The organism is Paenibacillus sp. B01 (assembly GCF_009649995.1).
Taxonomy (GTDB): domain Bacteria; phylum Bacillota; class Bacilli; order Paenibacillales; family Paenibacillaceae; genus Paenibacillus_O; species Paenibacillus_O pasadenensis.
The window spans coordinates 2420470-2438066 of record NZ_CP045802.1; the positions used below are offsets into that span (position 1 = coordinate 2420470).

At 66.2% G+C, this 17597-nt stretch carries 10 protein-coding genes and 1 riboswitch; of the genes, 9 read left to right on the forward strand and 1 reads right to left on the reverse strand.

Annotation, left to right across the window (positions count from 1 at the left end):
* The first annotated feature begins 396 nt into the window (after positions 1–396).
* The 3 genes from GE073_RS10365 to GE073_RS10375 all read left to right on the forward strand — a co-directional run bounded on the left by GE073_RS10365 (position 397) and on the right by GE073_RS10375 (position 8710).
* On the forward strand, positions 397–1812 hold the full coding sequence (locus tag GE073_RS10365; protein ID WP_153783419.1) for an arsenic transporter: 1416 nt from the start codon (positions 397–399) through the stop codon (positions 1810–1812).
* A 190-nt stretch (positions 1813–2002) separates the two neighbouring features.
* The gene (locus GE073_RS10370) at positions 2003–6508 is read left to right on the forward strand and encodes an endo-1,4-beta-xylanase (RefSeq protein WP_194843341.1); all 4506 of its coding nucleotides are present in this window, start codon (positions 2003–2005) and stop codon (positions 6506–6508) included.
* Between the two features lie 783 nt (positions 6509–7291).
* Positions 7292–8710 carry an FAD/NAD(P)-binding protein gene (locus tag GE073_RS10375; protein WP_153783421.1) on the forward strand — a complete coding sequence of 473 codons (1419 nt, stop codon included), beginning with the start codon at positions 7292–7294 and terminating at the stop codon, positions 8708–8710.
* A 97-nt stretch (positions 8711–8807) separates the two neighbouring features.
* Here the strand turns inward: GE073_RS10375 and GE073_RS10380 are convergent, their stop codons facing one another.
* Positions 8808–9464 (reverse strand): universal stress protein, encoded by a 657-nt coding sequence (locus GE073_RS10380; protein ID WP_153783422.1) that lies wholly within the window; start codon positions 9462–9464, stop codon positions 8808–8810.
* A 328-nt stretch (positions 9465–9792) separates the two neighbouring features.
* Positions 9793–9991, forward strand: a riboswitch (cyclic di-AMP (ydaO/yuaA leader).
* A 162-nt stretch (positions 9992–10153) separates the two neighbouring features.
* Between GE073_RS10380 and GE073_RS10385 the strand changes: the two genes are divergently transcribed.
* The 6 genes from GE073_RS10385 to GE073_RS10410 all read left to right on the forward strand — a co-directional run bounded on the left by GE073_RS10385 (position 10154) and on the right by GE073_RS10410 (position 17567).
* Entirely contained in the window at positions 10154–10591 is a 438-nt protein-coding gene (locus GE073_RS10385; protein ID WP_194843342.1) for a hypothetical protein, read from the forward strand.
* 100 nt (positions 10592–10691) lie between these two features.
* Positions 10692–10772: a potassium-transporting ATPase subunit F gene (locus GE073_RS26050; RefSeq protein ID WP_373864106.1), complete on the forward strand. Its 81-nt coding sequence runs from the start codon at positions 10692–10694 to the stop codon at positions 10770–10772.
* Positions 10773–10796: 24 nt separating this feature from the next.
* Positions 10797–12464 (forward strand): potassium-transporting ATPase subunit KdpA, encoded by a 1668-nt coding sequence (gene kdpA / locus GE073_RS10395; protein WP_028599596.1) that lies wholly within the window; start codon positions 10797–10799, stop codon positions 12462–12464.
* Positions 12465–12494: 30 nt separating this feature from the next.
* Positions 12495–14525 carry a potassium-transporting ATPase subunit KdpB gene (gene kdpB, locus GE073_RS10400; protein ID WP_028599597.1) on the forward strand — a complete coding sequence of 677 codons (2031 nt, stop codon included), beginning with the start codon at positions 12495–12497 and terminating at the stop codon, positions 14523–14525.
* Positions 14526–14577: 52 nt separating this feature from the next.
* Entirely contained in the window at positions 14578–15147 is a 570-nt protein-coding gene (gene kdpC / locus GE073_RS10405; RefSeq protein ID WP_153783423.1) for a potassium-transporting ATPase subunit KdpC, read from the forward strand.
* Between the two features lie 65 nt (positions 15148–15212).
* Positions 15213–17567 carry a histidine kinase gene (locus GE073_RS10410; RefSeq protein ID WP_153783424.1) on the forward strand — a complete coding sequence of 785 codons (2355 nt, stop codon included), beginning with the start codon at positions 15213–15215 and terminating at the stop codon, positions 17565–17567.
* Positions 17568–17597: the final 30 nt, after the last annotated feature.

Genomic DNA, 17597 nt, shown 5'->3' on the forward strand with positions numbered 1-17597 from the left:
GAACGATTGCAGAGGCTGGAACGAGGCCGGTCCGTTCTCTCGGGAAGGACCGGCCTCTTTATGCAACCCGATAAATTCGGGTTACAGTCCTCGGGCCAGGCTTTGGAGCAGCCGTAACCCGATTTTATCGGGTTACAGCTCGCAAACCGAGCTCTGAAGCAGCCGCAACCCGAAAATATCGGGTTACAGCTCGAAACCGAGCTTCGGAGCAGCCGCAACCCGAATATATCGGGTTACAGCTCGCAAACCGAGCTCTGAACCAGCTGCAACCCGATTTCATCGGGTCACGGCTCGCAACTCGGGCTTTGCAAAAGCTGTCACTCCGTCATGGACATTTTTTTGTATAATAGAATCCGTGCGTTTAAGAGAAATAGAATGGCGGGGGAGCAATTTCATATGGCTGCGGCGGCGATATTCATCCTTACCTTGATTCTGGTCATCTGGCAGCCGCGCGGGCTCGGCATCGGCTGGTCCGCCTCGGCCGGCGCGCTGCTGGCGCTCGCGCTCGGAGTCGTCACGCTGCACGATGTCGCGGCGGTGACGGGCATCGTCTGGAACGCGACGCTCGCGTTCGTCGGCATCATCCTGATCTCGCTCGTGCTCGACGAGATCGGGTTTTTCGAGTGGTGCGCGCTGCATATGGCGAGGCTGGCGGGCGGCAGCCGGCCGCTGCTGTTCGTTGCCGTCATCCTGCTCGGGGCGGCCGTCTCGGGCTTGTTCGCCAACGACGGGGCGGCGCTCATCATGACGCCGATCGTGCTGGCGATGGTGCGGGCGCTCGGCGGCGGCGGGCGCTTCGTGCTGGCGTTCGTCATGGCGAGCGGCTTCATCGCCGACACGGCTTCGCTGCCGCTCGTCATCAGCAACCTCGTGAACATCGTGTCGGCCGACTTTTTCGGCCTGTCGTTCGGCGAGTACGCCTCGCGCATGATCGTGCCGACGCTCGTCTCCATCGGCGCGAGCCTGCTCGTGCTGGGGGCGTTCTACCGCCGGGACGTGCGCGGCCGCTACCGGGCGGAGGAGGTGCGCGCGCCTGCGGACGCGATCCGGGACCCGAGGCTGTTCCGCCTGTCGTGGATCGTGATGGGCGCGCTGCTTGCCGCCTACTTCGCGAGCGACCTGCTGAAGCTGCCGGTGTCGCTCGTGACCGGGGCGGCGGCGCTGCTGCTGCTCGGCGCCGCCCGCCGCAGTCCGGCCGTCTCGATCGCCAAGGTCGTTCGCGGCGCGCCGTGGTCGGTCGTCGTCTTTTCGATCGGAATGTATGTCGTCGTGTACGGGCTGCGCGGCGCCGGACTGACCGGAGAGCTCGGTGAGATGCTCGCCGCGGCGGCGGAGCACGGGCTGCTCGCCGCCACGCTGGCGACGGGCATCGCCGCCGCGCTGCTGTCCTCGGTCATGAACAACATGCCGACCGTCATGATCGACGCGCTGGCGATCCAGCAATCCGGCGTCTCCGGACCGATCCGCGAGGCGATGGTCTACGCCAACGTCATCGGCTGCAACCTCGGCCCGAAGATGACTCCGATCGGCTCGCTCGCGACGCTGCTCTGGCTGCATGTGCTGGCGGGCAAAGGAGTCCGCATCTCCTGGGGCTATTATATGAAGGCCGGCATCCTGCTGACGGTGCCGACGCTGCTGCTCGCGCTCGGCGGGCTGTACGTCTGGCTGCGCTTCCTCGCGGCCGGCTGGCTGAGCGCCGGCTGGGCGACCGCTCTGGTCCTCGGCCTGCTGCTCGCGGCCGGCTGGGCGGGACTCGCGCTGCTGCGACGGACGCGCGCCGGCTTGAAGCAGGCTCCATCCATCGACGCCTGAACCGCTCGGTTCGGCGTCTTTTTTCATGCCTTCCCCGTCAAGTTCTATGGATTTCGAAGCAAATGCTATAGTTTGCAGGGTAAACTTGCGCGAATCGGCTCGTTATAATGTAAGGGCTTACATAGAAGCGGAGGAAAATTGTAAGCGGTTCAAATGTTCCTCGACCATCATGAAGGAGGGGTTGTCCATCATGTTTTCCAGTTGGAAAAAATCCGGCCGCCGAGCGCTGACGCTGGCGCTGGCGGCGCTGCTGCTCGCTCCGCAAGGCGGGATGCTCGGTCCGCAAGCGGCCCGCGCTTCCGCGGAGCCCGAGGCTAAGGCGCTCGCGGCGAGCGCAAGCACGGCGACAGGGGCCGTCTATGGCTTCGAGGGCGGCACGACGGCGGGCTGGAGCGTGTTCAACTGCGGCTCCGGAGCCGGCGCGCTGTCCGTCTCGAACGAGCAGGCGGCGAGCGGACAAGCTTCGCTCAAGCTGGCGAATCGCGGCTCGCAAACCTGCAGTCCGAGCCTCGAGCTGAACTCGCTGCTGCAGGAAGGGCATGCGTACAAGATCTCCCTGAAGACGCGCCTTGCCCAAGGAAGCGACCAAGCCCATGTCACGATGCGGACGACGGGCCAGAGCAACAACTATACGTGGATCGTCGGCAACAAGCCGGTGAGCGATGCGGACTGGACGACGCTGTCCGTCGACTCGTACACCCGTCCGCCGGGCTCGACGCTCATGACGCTCTACGTAGAGACGGCCGCATCGTCCGCCGACCTGTATGTCGATGAAGTCGAGATCGTCGATCTGACGGCCGGCCCGCAGGAGCCTTCGGAGCCCGGCGAGGCGGCGATCGAGTTCGGCTTCGACGACGGCACGTCGATGGGCTGGGGGCCGCGCGGCAGCGAAACGGTCGCGGTCAGCTCCGAGGCGGCCCGCACCGGAACGTACAGCATCAAGGCTACCGGCCGCACCGAGAGCTGGAACGGGCCGAACCGCGATCTGCTCGGACAGCTTCAGCCGTCCGTGCCGTATGCGGTGACGGCGTATGTCAAGCTGGCTGCGGCTCCGTCGCAGCCGAGCACGGTGCGGCTGTCGATGGAGAACAAGGCGCCCGGCAGCGACGCGAAGTATACGACGCTCGCCTCGGCGAGCGTGTCCGGCACGGACTGGGTGCAGCTGAAGGGAACGTTCAGCTATTCCGGCGAGCTGGAGACGCTCAAGCTTTACGTCGAGACGTCGAGCGTGGGCGATGCGTTTTACGTGGACGACGTGTCGATTGCGCCTCCGGCGCCGAGCTCGATCGAGAAGGATCTGCCGAGCCTGAAGGAGGCGTACGCTCCGTACTTCCGCATCGGCGCGGCGGTGACAAACACTCAGCTTGTAGGCGTGCACAAGGAGCTGCTGGATCTTCACTACAACTCGCTCGTCGCGGAAAACGCGATGAAGCCCGCGTACCTCAGCCAGGGCTTCGACCAGTTCGACTGGTCGGGAGCAGACGTGCTGGCGAACTATGTGCGCGCGGAGAAGCAGGCGGGACGCGACATGAACCTGCGCTTCCACACGCTGCTCTGGCACAGCCAGGGCTCGGACTGGATGCTGCAGGACGAGAGCGGCCAGTTCCTGGCTCCGACGCCGGAAAACAAAGAGCTCGTGCTGGACCGGCTGCGCAACTACATCGCTGCCGCCGTCGAGCGCTACAAGGATGTCGCGACCGACTGGGACGTCGTCAACGAGGTGATCGACGAGGGACGTCCGGACGGCATGCGGGATTCCCAGTGGTACCGCATCACCGGCCTCGACTTCATCCGCACGGCGTTCGAGACGGCGCGCGAGCATGCGCCGGACGCCAAGCTCTACATCAACGACTACGGCACGCAGAATGCGAAGAAGCGCGATTTCCTCTATGATCTCGTCGTCAAGCTGCGCGCCGAAGGAGTGCCGATCGACGGTGTCGGGCATCAGACGCACATCAACATCGCCGGTCCGTCGGTCGCCGAGATCACGGAGTCGATCCGCAAGTTCGGCGCGGCCGGCTTCGACAACCAGCTGACCGAGCTGGACGTATCCGTCTATACGAACAACACGGACTCCTACCAGACGGTGCCTCAGGCGCTGCTCGACAAGCAGGGCTACCGGTACAAGGAGCTGTTCGACGCCCTCAAAAAAGTGGATGACGAGGGCGAGCGCAATGGCGTTGCCGGCGGATACATCAGCAACGTGACGTTCTGGGGCATCGCCGACGACCATACGTGGCTGCATGACCGTCCGAGCGGCACGGGCCGTCAGGACGCGCCGTTCGCCTTCGACAAGAATTACAAGGCGAAGCCCGCCTTCTGGGGCATGGTCGATCCGAGCCGCTTGCCGGTCGTCGGCAAAAGCGCCGTTTCCCGCCAAGGGGCGCTGGGAAGCGGAGGCGGCGGAGATCAGGCCTGGCAGAAGGTGCCGGCTCTGAAGACGGAAGAGATCGGAACACTGCAAGCCTCGTTCAAGACGCTGTGGGACGGCGGCAGGCTGCATGTCCTTGCGGACGTGCGCGACGCCTCCGTCGGCGCCGGCGACCAGGTCGAGCTGTTCCTGAAGGACGGCGATCGGACGCTGATCCGTACGGTCGCCCGCGGCGCAGAGGGCGCAGCGGAAAAAACGGGAGGCTATGCGGTTCTGGCTTCGTTCGAGCTGCCCGATCCGCTTCAGATCGGCGCGAAGCTGAAGTTCGACCTGCGGGTGACGGATACGGGAGTGAACGACGGCTCCGAGCAGGGCAGCAATGGCGCGATCGTCTCCTGGAGCGATCCCCGCAGCGCGCAGGAGCGCGACGATCTCGGCTACGGCGAGCTGACGCTGGCCGCGGCATCGAAGGAAGCGAAAGCCCGCTACGGAACGCCGGTCATCGACGGCGAGGCGGACGGCATCTGGCAGCAGGCCGACGAGCTGCTCACCCAGGTGGCGGTCGAAGGTCCGGCCGACAAAGGGGCGACGGCAGCTTTCCGCACGCTGTGGGACGAGGACAATCTGTATGTATACGCGGTCGTGAAGGACCCGCTGCTGAGCGATGCGAGCGCCAACGCCTGGGAGCAGGACTCGATCGAGATCTTCGTCGACCAGAACAACGGCAAGACGCCGGTCTATGAGGCGGATGACGGCCAGTACCGCATCAACTTCAAGAACGTGCGCACGACGGGCGGCCATGCCAGCCAAGACAACTACGCTTCGGCGGTCCGCATCGTCGACGGCGGGTATGCGGTCGAGGCGAAGATCGCGCTGGATGCGATCCAGCCGGCAGCAGGCATGTACATCGGCTTCGACCTGCAGGTGAACAACGACGAGACGGGCAGCGGCGTCCGCTACTCCGTCAAAAACTGGGCGGACGGCTCCGGCCAGTCCTACCAGGATACGAGCGGACTCGGCATGCTGCAGCTGTCCGAGGCCGTCCAGCCGGGCGAGCCTGGCGAATCGGAGTCGCCGCAGCCGACGTCCACGCCGACGCCGACATCGACGCCTGGTGGCCAGCAGCCTCCGGCTGCGAGCACGCCTTCTCCATCGCCGACGCCGGGGCCAGTCGTCACGAGCGGCACGGCGGGCGCGACCGTCGAGCTGACGGAAGCGTACCTGCGGCGCCTGCTTGAAGCGGCCGCCGTCGGCGAGGCGGGCAGCCGCCAGATCGCCGTCGATCTCGCCGCGCTGTCCAAGGCCGACGCCTTCGAAGTCCGTCTGCCGGCCGGCTGGCTGGCCGGGCAAGCTGCGCTGACGCTGCAGCTGGACGCCGGCTTCGCGGCCGTCTCGCTGCCGGGACAGCTGCTGCAGGGCGCCGGGCTGGCGCCTGACCGCGTCGTGACGCTGCGGCTCGCCAAGGCATCCGCGTCCGGATTGCCGTGGAGCGTCAGCTCCTCGGGCCTGCCGGCGCTGCAGTGGAGCCTCGAAGCGGATGGCAAGGAGCTCGCACCGAGCTCCGCGACGGGAGCCTCCGCGACGCTGGCCGTGCCGAAGGACGGACCGGCGATCGCATCCGCCCATGCGGCGTCGATCCGGTTCCGCAGCGGCACGGGCGCGCTTGTGCCGGTCATCCGCTCGGCGTATGACGCCGCCGCGGCGGAGATCCGCTTCCCGCTCTCCGCGTCCGGCCTGTATGCGATGACGGTTGTGCCGGCGTCCTTCTCCGATCTATCCTCCGCCGCATGGGCGAAGGAAGCGATCGAGACGCTCGCCGCGCGCGGACTGATCCAGGGCACCGGAGCCGGCGCTTACTCGCCGTCGGCGCCGATCCGCCGCGCGGATTATGTGTCGCTGCTGCTGCGCCTGCTCGAGCTCAAGGGCGGAGCGGCAGCCGGCACGCAAGCTCCGTTCGCCGACGTTCCGGCGAACGCGTCGTACGCCGCCGAGCTGAGCGCCGCCAAGGAGCTCGGCATCGCCGGCGGCCAAGGCGGCGGCACGTTCCGGCCGCAAGCGCCGCTCAGCCGCCAGGAGATGATGGCGCTGACCGTGCGCGCGCTGCAGGCGGCTGGATGGCCGCTCGACAGCGGCAGCGGGGGCGGACTGGCCGGCTTCAAGGACGCCGGCCAGGTCGCGGACTATGCTCGCGCGGACGCGGAGAAGCTCGTCGCGGCCGGACTTGTCCGCGGCGACGAGGCCGGCCGTCTGAATCCGGCCGGCGCGCTGACCCGCGCCGAAGCGGCGGCCGTTCTCCACGCGGTTTGGAAGCTGCTCCTGCCTTGATCGGGCAAGCAGGATCGTGCCTCACACATCGTCCGTTCTTGATCGGTGGAGGCGGTTAAAGCGAGCTTCCTTTAGAAGCGTTAGACAGCTAAAGCCTTGCCGAGGTCGATGAAAGCGACCTTGGCAAGGCTTTTTTTGAAAGAAAGACACGGAATGGATTCAAGCTGGTAGTGTGCGAGCGTGCATCGTCATCAGCGCGTCTTAACGCCATTTTTGCCTTTAGGGAGCGCGGTGCGTCGTCATCAGCGCGTCTTAACGCCATTTTTGCCTTTAGGGAGCGCGATGCATCGTCATCAGCGCGTCCTAACGCCATTTTTGCCTTTAGGGAGCGCGATGCGTCGGCAGCCTGGCGCCTTTTTCATCCTCCAAGGCGCTGCGCAGCAGTCGAGGCCGCCAGCGTGAGACTCTCGTGAGACGGAGTCGAAACGAAGGAGTTGAGCAGCTGAGCCCGTTATGACCGTCGATAAGAGGCTGGAATCAGGAACGATGGCAAGCTCCGAGCCGCCCTCTTTGCGCGGCTCTTTTTGCTGCGCAAAGCGATATCGGCCATCAGCAGGATCGTCCCGCTCTTGTCAACGGGCACAAATCGAAGGCGGCGAGTTACAAGTTCTTTCCGCAACTCTTTACGCATCATGTAATAAAATATAACATGAAGGAGACATTGAGAGCCGCGATAAAGGGCTGAAACGGTCTGGTCGCCAAAAAGACGAATCGGATGCGGCAGATAGTCTGACCTCCAGCCGCCGGGCCGGCAAGCGGAACAGCAGAAAGGAACGATGCGGGATGAGCCTAGAGCAACTGAACGCCCAGGTCCAGCGGGACCTGTCTTATATCGCCTTCGGAGGGGCGGGCTGGGTCCAGCCGAGGAGCCATGACGAGGGCCATGTGCATGACGTCGCCATCATCGGCGGCGGCCAGAGCGGACTCGGAGCCGCATTTGCCTTAATGAAGGAACGCGTCTCGAACGTCATCATCCTCGACGAGAATCCGGAGGGCAAGGAAGGACCGTGGGAAACGTACGCTCGCATGAACACGCTCCGCACGCCCAAGCATCTGCCGTCCATCGATCTCGGCGTTCCGTCGCTCACGTTCCGCGCCTGGTGGGAGGCGCAGGCAGGCGAGGAGGGCTGGGAGGCGATCGACAAAATTCCGCGCGGGGACTGGATGAGCTACTTGCGCTGGTACCGCCGGGTGCTGAACCTGCCTGTCGTCAACGAGACGCGGCTGACGCTCGTCGAGCCGCTGGAGAAGGGCCTTTACCGGCTCCATCTCGAAGGCCCCGGCGCGCCGGCTCCGCAGCTGCTCGCCCGCAAGGTCATCCTCGCGACCGGCATCCAGGGCGGCGGGGAGTGGCATGTGCCGCCGCTCGTGTCGCGCCATGTGCCGCGCGAGCTGTACGCGCATACGTCCGAGGCGATTGACTTCGAGGCGCTGCGCGGCAAGCGGATCGCCGTGCTCGGCGGAGGCGCGTCGGCGTTCGACAACGCCAGCTTCGCCTTGGCCGCGGGCGTCGCGGAGGCGCATGTATTCGTCCGCCGGCCGGAGCTGCCGCGCATCAATCCGATCCGGCAGATGGAGCACTCGGGCATGATCGAGCATTTCCCGCGGCTGTCCGACGAGGACAAGTACGCCGTCATGGCGCATTTCTTCAAGCACAACCAGCCGCCGACGAACGACACGTTCCAGCGGGCGGCCGCCTGGCCGGGCTTCCGGCTCCACGTCGGAGCGCCTTGGCTCGCGGTGCGGACGGAAGGAGAGCGGGCCGTCGTGACGACGCCGCAGGGCGAGGAGGCGTTCGACTTCCTCGTCGTCAGCACCGGGCTGCTGACCGACCCGGCGCTGCGTCCCGAGCTGCGGCTGGTCGAGCGCCATATCGCCCGCTGGGGCGACCGGTACGAGGCGCCGGCGGACATCGCGAGCCCCGTGCTCGACGCCCATCCGTATTTGACGCCGGGCTTCGCCTTCACGAGCCGGGACGAGGAGGGCGCGTCGCGGCTGCACGGCCTCCACACGTTCAACTACTCCGCGATGATCAGCTGCGGCCTATCCGCCTCCGCGCTGTCGGGCATGCGCCATGCGATACCGAAGCTCGTGTCGGAGGTCGCGGGCGGGCTGTTCCTCGACGATCGCGAGCGGATTCTGGATCAGTTCTACCGGTACGACGAGCTGGAGTTCACGGGCTGGATGGATTCGTTAAGCTGATCTTACGCCCGGCGACCCGGTCTGCCAAATAAAAATCGCGTAAAAACGTCTCCTTAGGGCGTGTTTGCAATCCCGCTTCGGGTTATGCAAACACGCCCTAGCTTCTGCTCCGCCAGAAGGCCGGGAATTCGGGATCGACGACGGCGCCGTGACGCACCTTGAAGGCGCGGCTGCGGCTGCTGCCGTCCTTGAGCTTCAGCAGGCCATGCTCGAACTCGGTATCGCGGCTGCGGAAAAAGACGCCGGAGCATCCATTCTTGTCCAAGGTCCTCTGGATGACGTAGCCGCCGTCCCGCGCGGCGACCGCGACGCGGACGCCGCGCTCATGGGTCCGCTCCAGCTCCTCGTCCAGCCGCTGCACGGCGACGACATGCAGATCGGTCTGGCCGATCCGGCGCAGCAGCGCGTCGACGAAGGAGGCGTGGAACCGCTCCTCCCAGCGCGTCGGCACGGGCTGTCCGACGACGATCTGCGTCATGCGCTCGATCATCGCCGTATGGGCGATGACGTCGACGGCCTTGCGGCCTGCGGACGGCACCGCCCGGAATTCCGCGCCTGCTTCGGCCGCGGCGTCGCGCCAGACGCGCTGCCATTCCTCCTGCGCCGAGCCGGGCGCCGCCTCGACGTCCGACACCACGCTCAGGACGACCAAGCGGCTGCCCGCCGCCGCGGCAAGCTCGGCGCCGCGGCGGATGAGGCGCTCTCCGTGCGGGCCGTACGACAGGCAGACGAGGATGTGTTCCGATTTGGGCATGGCAATTGCTCCTTCACTTTTTTTTGCTGCTCATCCTACGCGACGAGAGGGCGGTCTGTAAAAGGCGGCGCAGGCGGAATTCAGCCGTCCCGCTTCATGTAAGCGCGACCATCGCCTTCGTTTGCCGAGAATGAAATCGGCGATGGAGGCGGGTTTTTGGCATGCGTCGAGATGAATTCGAGAGAATGAGCGAGATTCAGAGAGAGAAATGGAGATCGATCGGCCTTTCTTGCTCGACAAGCGCGATCGCGGCCGGATTTTCGCCGCTGGCCCGGCTTTACTTTCCGAAAAGTCCGGGTGTAAGATTCGTCTCAGCTAGCCAGACCAGCTTTTGACAACGCTGAGTTTCCGAAATGGAAAACGGGGGAACCAAGCGGAGCCTGCGGCCGCCGATGTGAGAGTCGGCCGCCGCAGCTCCAGGGGTGAATCCCGGGGGAGCGGATCCATGGAATCCGTCTGCCTCGGGTAGGGCGACTCTCACCGTCCGAATCCGACAGCTAACCTCGTAAGCGCAGGAGGCGGCGCGCGCCATAGCGCGCCGTGCTCCGATCGGGAGAGAGGATGATGACGCTTGTGATCTGACCAAGACCACAGGGGCCGCTGCCTCTGTGGTTTTTTGCGCGCTTTTTTCCGAAGCGGATCCCGGTCCGCAGCCGTCCGCCGCCCTCGCCACCCGAAGGAGAACCACCATGGATCTCGATCCCGAAACGATACTCGTCTCGCCGGCCACGGCGGCCGGCGAACGCTTCCTGATGCAGCTGAAGCGCATGCGGATTCCTTGCGCCGCAGTCGTCAACAGCCGCCGCGAAAGGCAGCGGCTGGAGCGCCTCGGCTTAGGTCGAATCATGCAAATCGATACGGCCGAAAAGGACCGCAATCCGGCGCCTGAATGCCGATGCGGCAACGTCTACCTGTTCGAGAGCAGCCTCGCTCTCTGCTGCCGCTATGTGCAGATTTTCCGCGGCTGGACCGGCCGCAGCATCTTCGTCGTCACGCAAGGCCGCGGCTCGGGCGGCGTCTACAAGTCGCTCGGAGCGGATTATGTCATTCATACAAACGGGCAGGACGTCTTTTACCTCATTCAGGACGAAGCCCGCCAAGACAAGGAAAAGGAGCCATTCACATGATGGATATCGGCATGCTCGCCTTGCTGATCGGATTGACCGCCGCGATGCTCGGCCTGCTCGCCTGGTGCGGCAAGCAGGCGCAGGAAGGACGCGAGGAACGATGATCGCGCTCCTGTGGGTTGTCGTCGCGGCCGTGTTCCTCTACCTCGTCTACGTCTTGCTTCACCCCGACCAATTCTGACCCAAGAAGGAGCCACCTCCCATGATGGCAGGACTATCCATCGCAATCACGCTGCTGCTCGTGCTGCTGCTGGCCAAGCCGGCGGGACTGTATCTCTATCGGGCCTACAGCCTGGAGCCGACCGGCCTCGACCGCGTCTTCGGCCCGGCGGAGCGGCTGATCTACCGCCTCGGGGGCATCCGCCCCGGAAGCCAGAGCTGGAAAGCCTACGCCGCGGCGCTGATCGTCAGCAACGGAGTCATGCTGCTGCTCGTCTACGCCGTCTTCCGCACGCAAGCCTATCTCCCGCTCAATCCGAGCGGGATCGCGAACATGGAGCCGCGGCTCGCGTTCAACACGACGATCAGCTTCATGACCAATACGAACCTGCAGCATTACAGCGGCGAAAGCGGCTTATCCTATCTGTCCCAAATGATCGCGATCGTGTTCATGATGTTCGTCTCGCCGGCGACGGGGCTGTGCGCGGCGATGGCGTTCATGAGAGGGCTGGCCGGCAAGCCGATGGGCCATTTCTTCGTCGATCTCGTTCGCTCGATCACGCGGGTGCTGCTGCCGATCGCTTTTGTGCTGGCGCTCGTCTTCGTCGCGCTCGGCGTGCCGCAGACGCTGGAGCCGTCTGCCGCCGCGCAGACGCTGGAGGGCGGGGAGCAGACGATCGCGCGCGGTCCGGTCGCCTCGCTGCTCGCCATCAAGGAGCTCGGCAACAACGGCGGCGGCCATATGGGCGTCAACTCCGCGCATCCGTTCGAAAACCCCGACGCGATCAGCAACCTGCTGCAGATGCTGCTCATGCTGCTCGTGCCGACGGCGCTGCCGTTCGCGTACGGCAAGCTCGTCGGCAACCCGAAGCAGGGGCGGGTGCTGTTCGTCTCCATGGCGCTGCTATTCGTCGTCATGCTGGGCGTCTCGCTGACGGCCGAGCAGGAGGCGAACCCCGCGATCGCGGCGCTCGGCTATGATTCCGGCCAAGGAAGCATGGAAGGAAAGGAAACCCGCTTCGGCGTGCCGCAATCCGCGCTCTATTCAGTCGTGACGACCGCCTCCGAAACCGGCGCCGTCAACTCGATGCACGACTCGTTCACGCCGCTCGGCGGCATGGTGCCGCTCATGAACATGATGCTGAACACCGTGTTCGGCGGCTCCGGCGTCGGCCTCATGAACGTGCTGCTGTACGCGCTGATGGCGGTGTTCCTCTCCGGCCTGATGGTCGGCCGGACGCCGGAGTTTCTCGGCAAGAAGCTGGAGGGTCGCGAAATGAAGCTGATCGCGCTGACGCTGCTCGTGCAGCCGGCGCTCATCCTGCTGCCGACGGCCGCCGCTCTTTATGCTTATCCCGATACGATCTCGAACCCGGGCTACCATGGCCTTACCCAGGCGCTCTACGAGTTCACGTCGTCCGCGGCCAACAACGGCTCCGGCTTCGAGGGACTAGGCGACAATACGCCGTTCTGGAACCTCAGCACCGGCATCGTCATGTATCTGGGGCGGTACGTCTCCATCATCACGCTGCTTGCGGTCGCGGGCTCGCTCGCCGCCAAAAAGGCCGTGCCGGAGACGATCGGCACGTTCCGCACCGATTCGGCTACGTTCGGCGCCGTCTTTCTCGGCACCGTGCTCATCGTCGGCGCGCTGACGTACTTCCCGAGCCTCGTGCTGGGGCCGATCGCCGAGCAGCTGACGCTGAAGCCATAGCCGAACGGACAGAAAAGAGGAGAGCTAGCCATGAGCCAAAATAGATCGACGCTTGGCGGACCGATCGTCCGCCAGGCTCTGAAGGAATCGGTCCTGAAGCTGGATCCGCGGGTGATGGTCCGCAACCCGGTCATGTTCGTCGTCGAGATCGGCTTCGCCGTCACGCTGCTGCTCGCCGTCGTCCCGGATGCGTTCGGGGGCGGCACGCCGGCCTGGTTCAACGTCGTCGTCGCCGCGATCCTGCTGGTGACGCTGCTGTTCGCGAACTTCGCGGAGGCGCTGGCGGAAGGCCGCGGCAAGGCGCAGGCCGACTCGCTCAAGCGCTCCAAGCGCGACGTCGTCGCCTTCCGCGAGAGCGGCTCGGCGGGCCTCAAGGAGGTGCCGGCGAGCGAGCTGCGCAAGGGCGATGTCGTGCGCGTCGAGGCCGGCCAGTGGATTCCCGGCGACGGCGAGGTCATCGAGGGACTCGCGTCCGTCGACGAGTCCGCGATCACCGGCGAGTCCGCTCCGGTCATCAAGGAGGCGGGAGGCGACTTCTCCTCCGTTACCGGAGGGACCAAGGTGCTCAGCGACTCGATCCGCGTCCGCATGACGAGCGATCCGGGCGAGTCGTTCCTTGACCGCATGATCGCTCTCGTCGAGGGAGCGAAGCGGCAGAAGACGCCGAACGAGATCGCGCTCAGCACGGTGCTGACGAGCTTGACGCTTATTTTCCTGATGGTCGTGGCGAGCCTGCCGTTCCTCGGGGGCTTCCTCGGGGTGAAGCTGGAGGTGCCGGTGCTGATCGCCCTGCTCGTCTGCCTCATCCCGACGACGATCGGCGGCCTGCTGTCGGCGATCGGCATCGCCGGCATGGACCGCGTGACGCAGTTCAACGTCATCGCGATGTCGGGCAAGGCGGTCGAGGCGGCCGGCGACATCAACACGATCATCCTCGACAAGACGGGCACGATCACGTACGGCAACCGGATGGCGAGCGAGTTCGTCTCCGTCGGCGGCTGGAGCGAGACGGCCGTCGCCGAGTGGGCGCTCGCCGGCTCCGTCAAGGACGAGACGCCGGAAGGCCGCTCGGTCGTCGAGCTGGCCCGCAAGATGGGGCTGTCGGCGGACCCGGCGCTGGCCGAGGGCGGGGAGTGGATCGAGTTCCGCGCCGAGACGCGGATGAGCGGCCTCGATCTCGCAGATGGACGATGCGTGCGCAAGGGCTCGGTCGACGCGGTCAAGACGTGGGCCAGGCAGAAGGGCGGCGACGTTCCGAGCGATCTGGACGCGAAAAGCGACCGTATCGCCTCGGCGGGCGGCACGCCGCTCGCGGTCGCGGTGGACGAGAAGATCGTCGGCCTCATTTACCTGAAGGATACGGTCAAGCCGGGCATGAAGGAGCGCTTCGAGCAGATGCGCCAGATGGGCATCCGCACGATCATGTGCACCGGCGACAATCCGCTGACCGCGCAGACGATCGCCCGGGAGGCCGGCGTCGACGACTTCATCGCCGAGAGCCGTCCGGAGGACAAGATCGCGGTCATCAAGCGCGAGCAGGCTCAGGGCAAGCTCGTCGCCATGACCGGGGACGGCACGAACGACGCGCCGGCGCTGGCGCAGGCGGATGTCGGCATCGCCATGAACAGCGGCACGACGGCGGCCAAGGAGGCGGCGAACATGGTCGACCTCGACTCCGATCCGTCCAAGATCATCGAGGTCGTAGCGATCGGCAAGCAACTGCTTATGACGCGCGGCGCGCTGACTACGTTCAGCATCGCGAACGACGTCGCCAAGTATTTCGCGATCATCCCGGCGATGTTCATGGCGGCGATCCCGCAGATGGACGTCCTCAACATCATGCGGCTCGACTCGCCGATGTCGGCGATCCTGTCCGCGCTCATCTTCAACGCGATCGTCATCCCGCTGCTCATCCCGCTCGCGATGAAGGGCGTCGCCTACAAGCCGCAGGGCTCCGCCGCGCTGCTGAGGCGCAATCTGCTCGTCTACGGCCTCGGCGGCGTCATCGTGCCGTTCGCGGGCATCAAGCTGATCGACCTTGCCGTCATGTGGATGGTATAAGCGGATGCGGGCGATCGACGGAACAATCGAACCTCGAAAGGATGAACCGACCATGCAGCTATTCGCCAGCAGTCTCCGCATCAGCCTCGTCCTCATGCTGCTTTGCGGCGTCGTCTACAATCTGGCGGCGACCGGCATCGCCCAGACGCTGATGCCCCATCGGGCCAGCGGCAGCCTGATCGAGGAGGACGGCCGCATCGTCGGCTCGGAGCTCATCGGCCAGACGTTCACGGAGCCGCGCTGGTTCCACGGGCGGCTGTCGAGCATCGGCTACGCCGCGGACGGCTCGGGCACGCCGAACTACGCTCCGTCGAATCCGGACCTGCTGGAGCGGGCGCGGCAGTCGGCGCTCGACTGGCAGGCCGCCAATCCGGACGTGCCGCTGAGCGAGGTGCCGCTTGACCTCGTCACGAACTCCGGCTCGGGCCTCGATCCGGACATCAGCCCGCAAGGCGCGCGCGTGCAAATTCCGCGCGTCAGCGCGGAGACCGGCATCCCGCAGGCCGAGCTCGAGCAGCTGGTGGAGCGGCATACGGCGCCTCGCCGGCTCGGGCTGTTCGGCGAGCCGACGGTGAACGTGCTGGAGCTCAATCTGGCGCTGCGCGAAGCGGCGTCCAAGTAAGGCGCGAATCCCCGCTTCTCCGTTCTGGAGAGCGGGGCTTTGCCCGTTCATGGAGGGAAGCGCTCATGGAGCCGTTCAAACGAAAGTCGCCGGAAGAAATTCTGGCCTCCATCCTCAAGCTGAAGCGCGGGAGGCTGAACATCCTGGTCGGAGCGGTCGCGGGCTCCGGCAAGACGTACCATATGCTGCGCGAAGGAGAAGAGCTGCTCCGCCAGGGCGTCGACGCCGTCGTGTCGCCGCCGGTGGAGGAGAGCGGCGAGGCGGCCTCCGCTCCGGCCGCGCAGCCGCCGCTGGAGACGGTGGCGGGCGTCGCCTGGAGCCGCGGCGAAGCCGTCGATCTCGATGTCGAGCTGCTGCTGGAGCGCAATCCCGAGGTCGTCCTCGTGGACGATCTGGCTCATCGCAATCGGCCGGACGCGCCTCGGGAATCCCGGCTGGAGGATATCGAGCTGCTGCTGGCCCGCGGCATCAGCGTCGTCACGACCGTCAACATTTACGAGCTCGAAGGAGCGGCCGCGCTTGCGCGCAGCTGGATCGGGCTGCGCATCGACCATCTCGTGCCGGCTCGGGCGCTGGAGCTGGCCGACGAGATGAGGCTGATCGACGTCACGCCGGATACGCTGCTGGAACGCGCGGCCGAAGGGGCGAATCCATCGCTGCCGCCGCGCTGGCTGGAGCGCGGGACGCTCGGGCGGCTGCGCGAGCTTGCGCTGCGCACGATGGCGGAGGGCGTGAACGGCACGCTCGAAAAGCATCGCGAGGAGCTCGGGCTCGCCGGTCCGTCCGGCATCGCCGAGCGCGTGCTCGTCGCCGTCCAGTACCACTGGAACGGATCGATCCTCGTGCGGCGCGGCCAGCAGGTCGCCAAGCGGCTCGGCGGCGAGATGGACGTCGTCGCCTTCGTCCCGTCAGGACGGGCGTTGCGCGTGGAGGAGGAGGCGTTCCGCCGCTCCATCCGCCTGCTCGCCCGCAAGGTCGGCGCTTCGTTCGAGGAGCGTACGTTCCGCTCGCGCCGCCGCCTGCCGCGGCAGCTGCTCCATTTCGCGCTGCAGCGCAAGGCGACCCGGATCGTGCTCGGCCACTCGCGCCAGACGCCGTGGCAGGAATGGCGCCGAGGCTCGATCGCGAACCGCCTGCTGACGATGACGCGCAACATCGACCTGCTGTTCGTCGCCGACCGCTCCGATTGGACCGGAGAGCGCATCCTGCCCGCCCGCAGCCCGGAGCGCGAGCCGCGCAGCCGCTACCGGCGGCTGACGGATCAGGAGCTCAAGGCGGAGATCGGGCAGCTGCGGCGGGGCAGCTTCAAGCTGTACATCGGGGCGGCTCCGGGCGTCGGCAAGACGTACGCGATGCTGCGGGAGGGAGGCGAGCTGCTGCAGAAGGGCGTCGACGTCGTCATCGGCCTGCTCGAGACGCATGGCCGGGAGGATACGCAGGCGCAGGTCGGCGCGCTCGAGATCGTGCCTCGTAGCCAGGCGCAGTACCGGGGGACGCTGCTGGAGGAGATGGACGTCGACGCCATCCTGCAGCGGCGGCCGGAGGTCGCGCTCGTCGACGAGCTGGCCCATACGAACATCCCCGGCAGCGAGCGCCGCAAGCGCTGGGAGGACGTGATCCGGCTGCTCGACGCCGGCATCTCGGTCATCTCGACGATGAACGTGCAGCATCTGGAGAGCCTAGGCGACGCGGTCGAGCAGATCGCCGGCGTCGTCGTGCGCGAGACGGTGCCGGACCGGATCCTGCGCCTCGCCGACGAGGTGCAGCTCGTCGACGTCTCGCCGAAGTCGCTGCAGGCGCGGATGAAGGCGGGCAAAATCTACGCTCCGGAGAAGGTCGAGGCGGCGCTCGGGCAGTTTTTCAAGCTCGGCAATCTGATCGCGCTGCGCGAGCTCGCGCTGCGGGAGCTGGCCGACGATGTCGACGAGCGGCTGGAGTCATGGGACCGCCGCGGGTCGCTGCGCGGTCCGTGGCGGAGGGAGGAGGTCATCTTCGTCGCCGTCACGGCCAGTCCGAGCGCCGAGCGGCTCATCCGCCGCGGCTTTCGGATCGCCTACCGGCTGAAGGCGGCCTGGCATGTCGTCTATGTGCATGGCCGCGGACCGCTCGCGCCGGAGCTCGAGGGCCGGCTGGAGCAGCTGCGGCAGCTGGCGGAGCGGCTCGGCGGCAGCTTCCGGCTGCTGCGCCGGGAGCAGCGGCAGCCGGCTGCCGCCGCGCTGCTCGGCTGGGCCGCGGAGAAGAAGGCGACGCAGATTATCGTCGGCCAGCCCGCCGGGCGCAGCTGGAGGCCGTTTTGCGCCAACCGTCTCGTCCGCAGCGTGCTGCGGGAGGCGCGCCGTCTCGACGTGCTCGTCGTCGCCGATTACGAGGCGGATTCGGGGAAGCTGGCCAAGGCGTTCGCCGAAGAGGAGACGACGTAAGCTACCTGTCGGACGGCCGACTATGATACG

Coding starts and splice junctions, on each gene's coding strand:
- GE073_RS10370 (WP_194843341.1), top strand. CDS start 2,003: ATGTTTTCCAGTTGGAAAAAATCCGGCCGCCGAGCGCTGACGCTGGCG.
- kdpA (WP_028599596.1), top strand. CDS start 10,797: ATGGCAGGACTATCCATCGCAATCACGCTGCTGCTCGTGCTGCTGCTG.
- kdpC (WP_153783423.1), top strand. CDS start 14,578: ATGCAGCTATTCGCCAGCAGTCTCCGCATCAGCCTCGTCCTCATGCTG.
- GE073_RS10385 (WP_194843342.1), top strand. CDS start 10,154: ATGGATCTCGATCCCGAAACGATACTCGTCTCGCCGGCCACGGCGGCC.
- GE073_RS10375 (WP_153783421.1), top strand. CDS start 7,292: ATGAGCCTAGAGCAACTGAACGCCCAGGTCCAGCGGGACCTGTCTTAT.
- GE073_RS10365 (WP_153783419.1), top strand. CDS start 397: ATGGCTGCGGCGGCGATATTCATCCTTACCTTGATTCTGGTCATCTGG.
- GE073_RS10410 (WP_153783424.1), top strand. CDS start 15,213: ATGGAGCCGTTCAAACGAAAGTCGCCGGAAGAAATTCTGGCCTCCATC.
- kdpB (WP_028599597.1), top strand. CDS start 12,495: ATGAGCCAAAATAGATCGACGCTTGGCGGACCGATCGTCCGCCAGGCT.
- GE073_RS10380 (WP_153783422.1), bottom strand. CDS start 9,464: ATGCCCAAATCGGAACACATCCTCGTCTGCCTGTCGTACGGCCCGCAC.
- GE073_RS26050 (WP_373864106.1), top strand. CDS start 10,692: ATGATCGCGCTCCTGTGGGTTGTCGTCGCGGCCGTGTTCCTCTACCTC.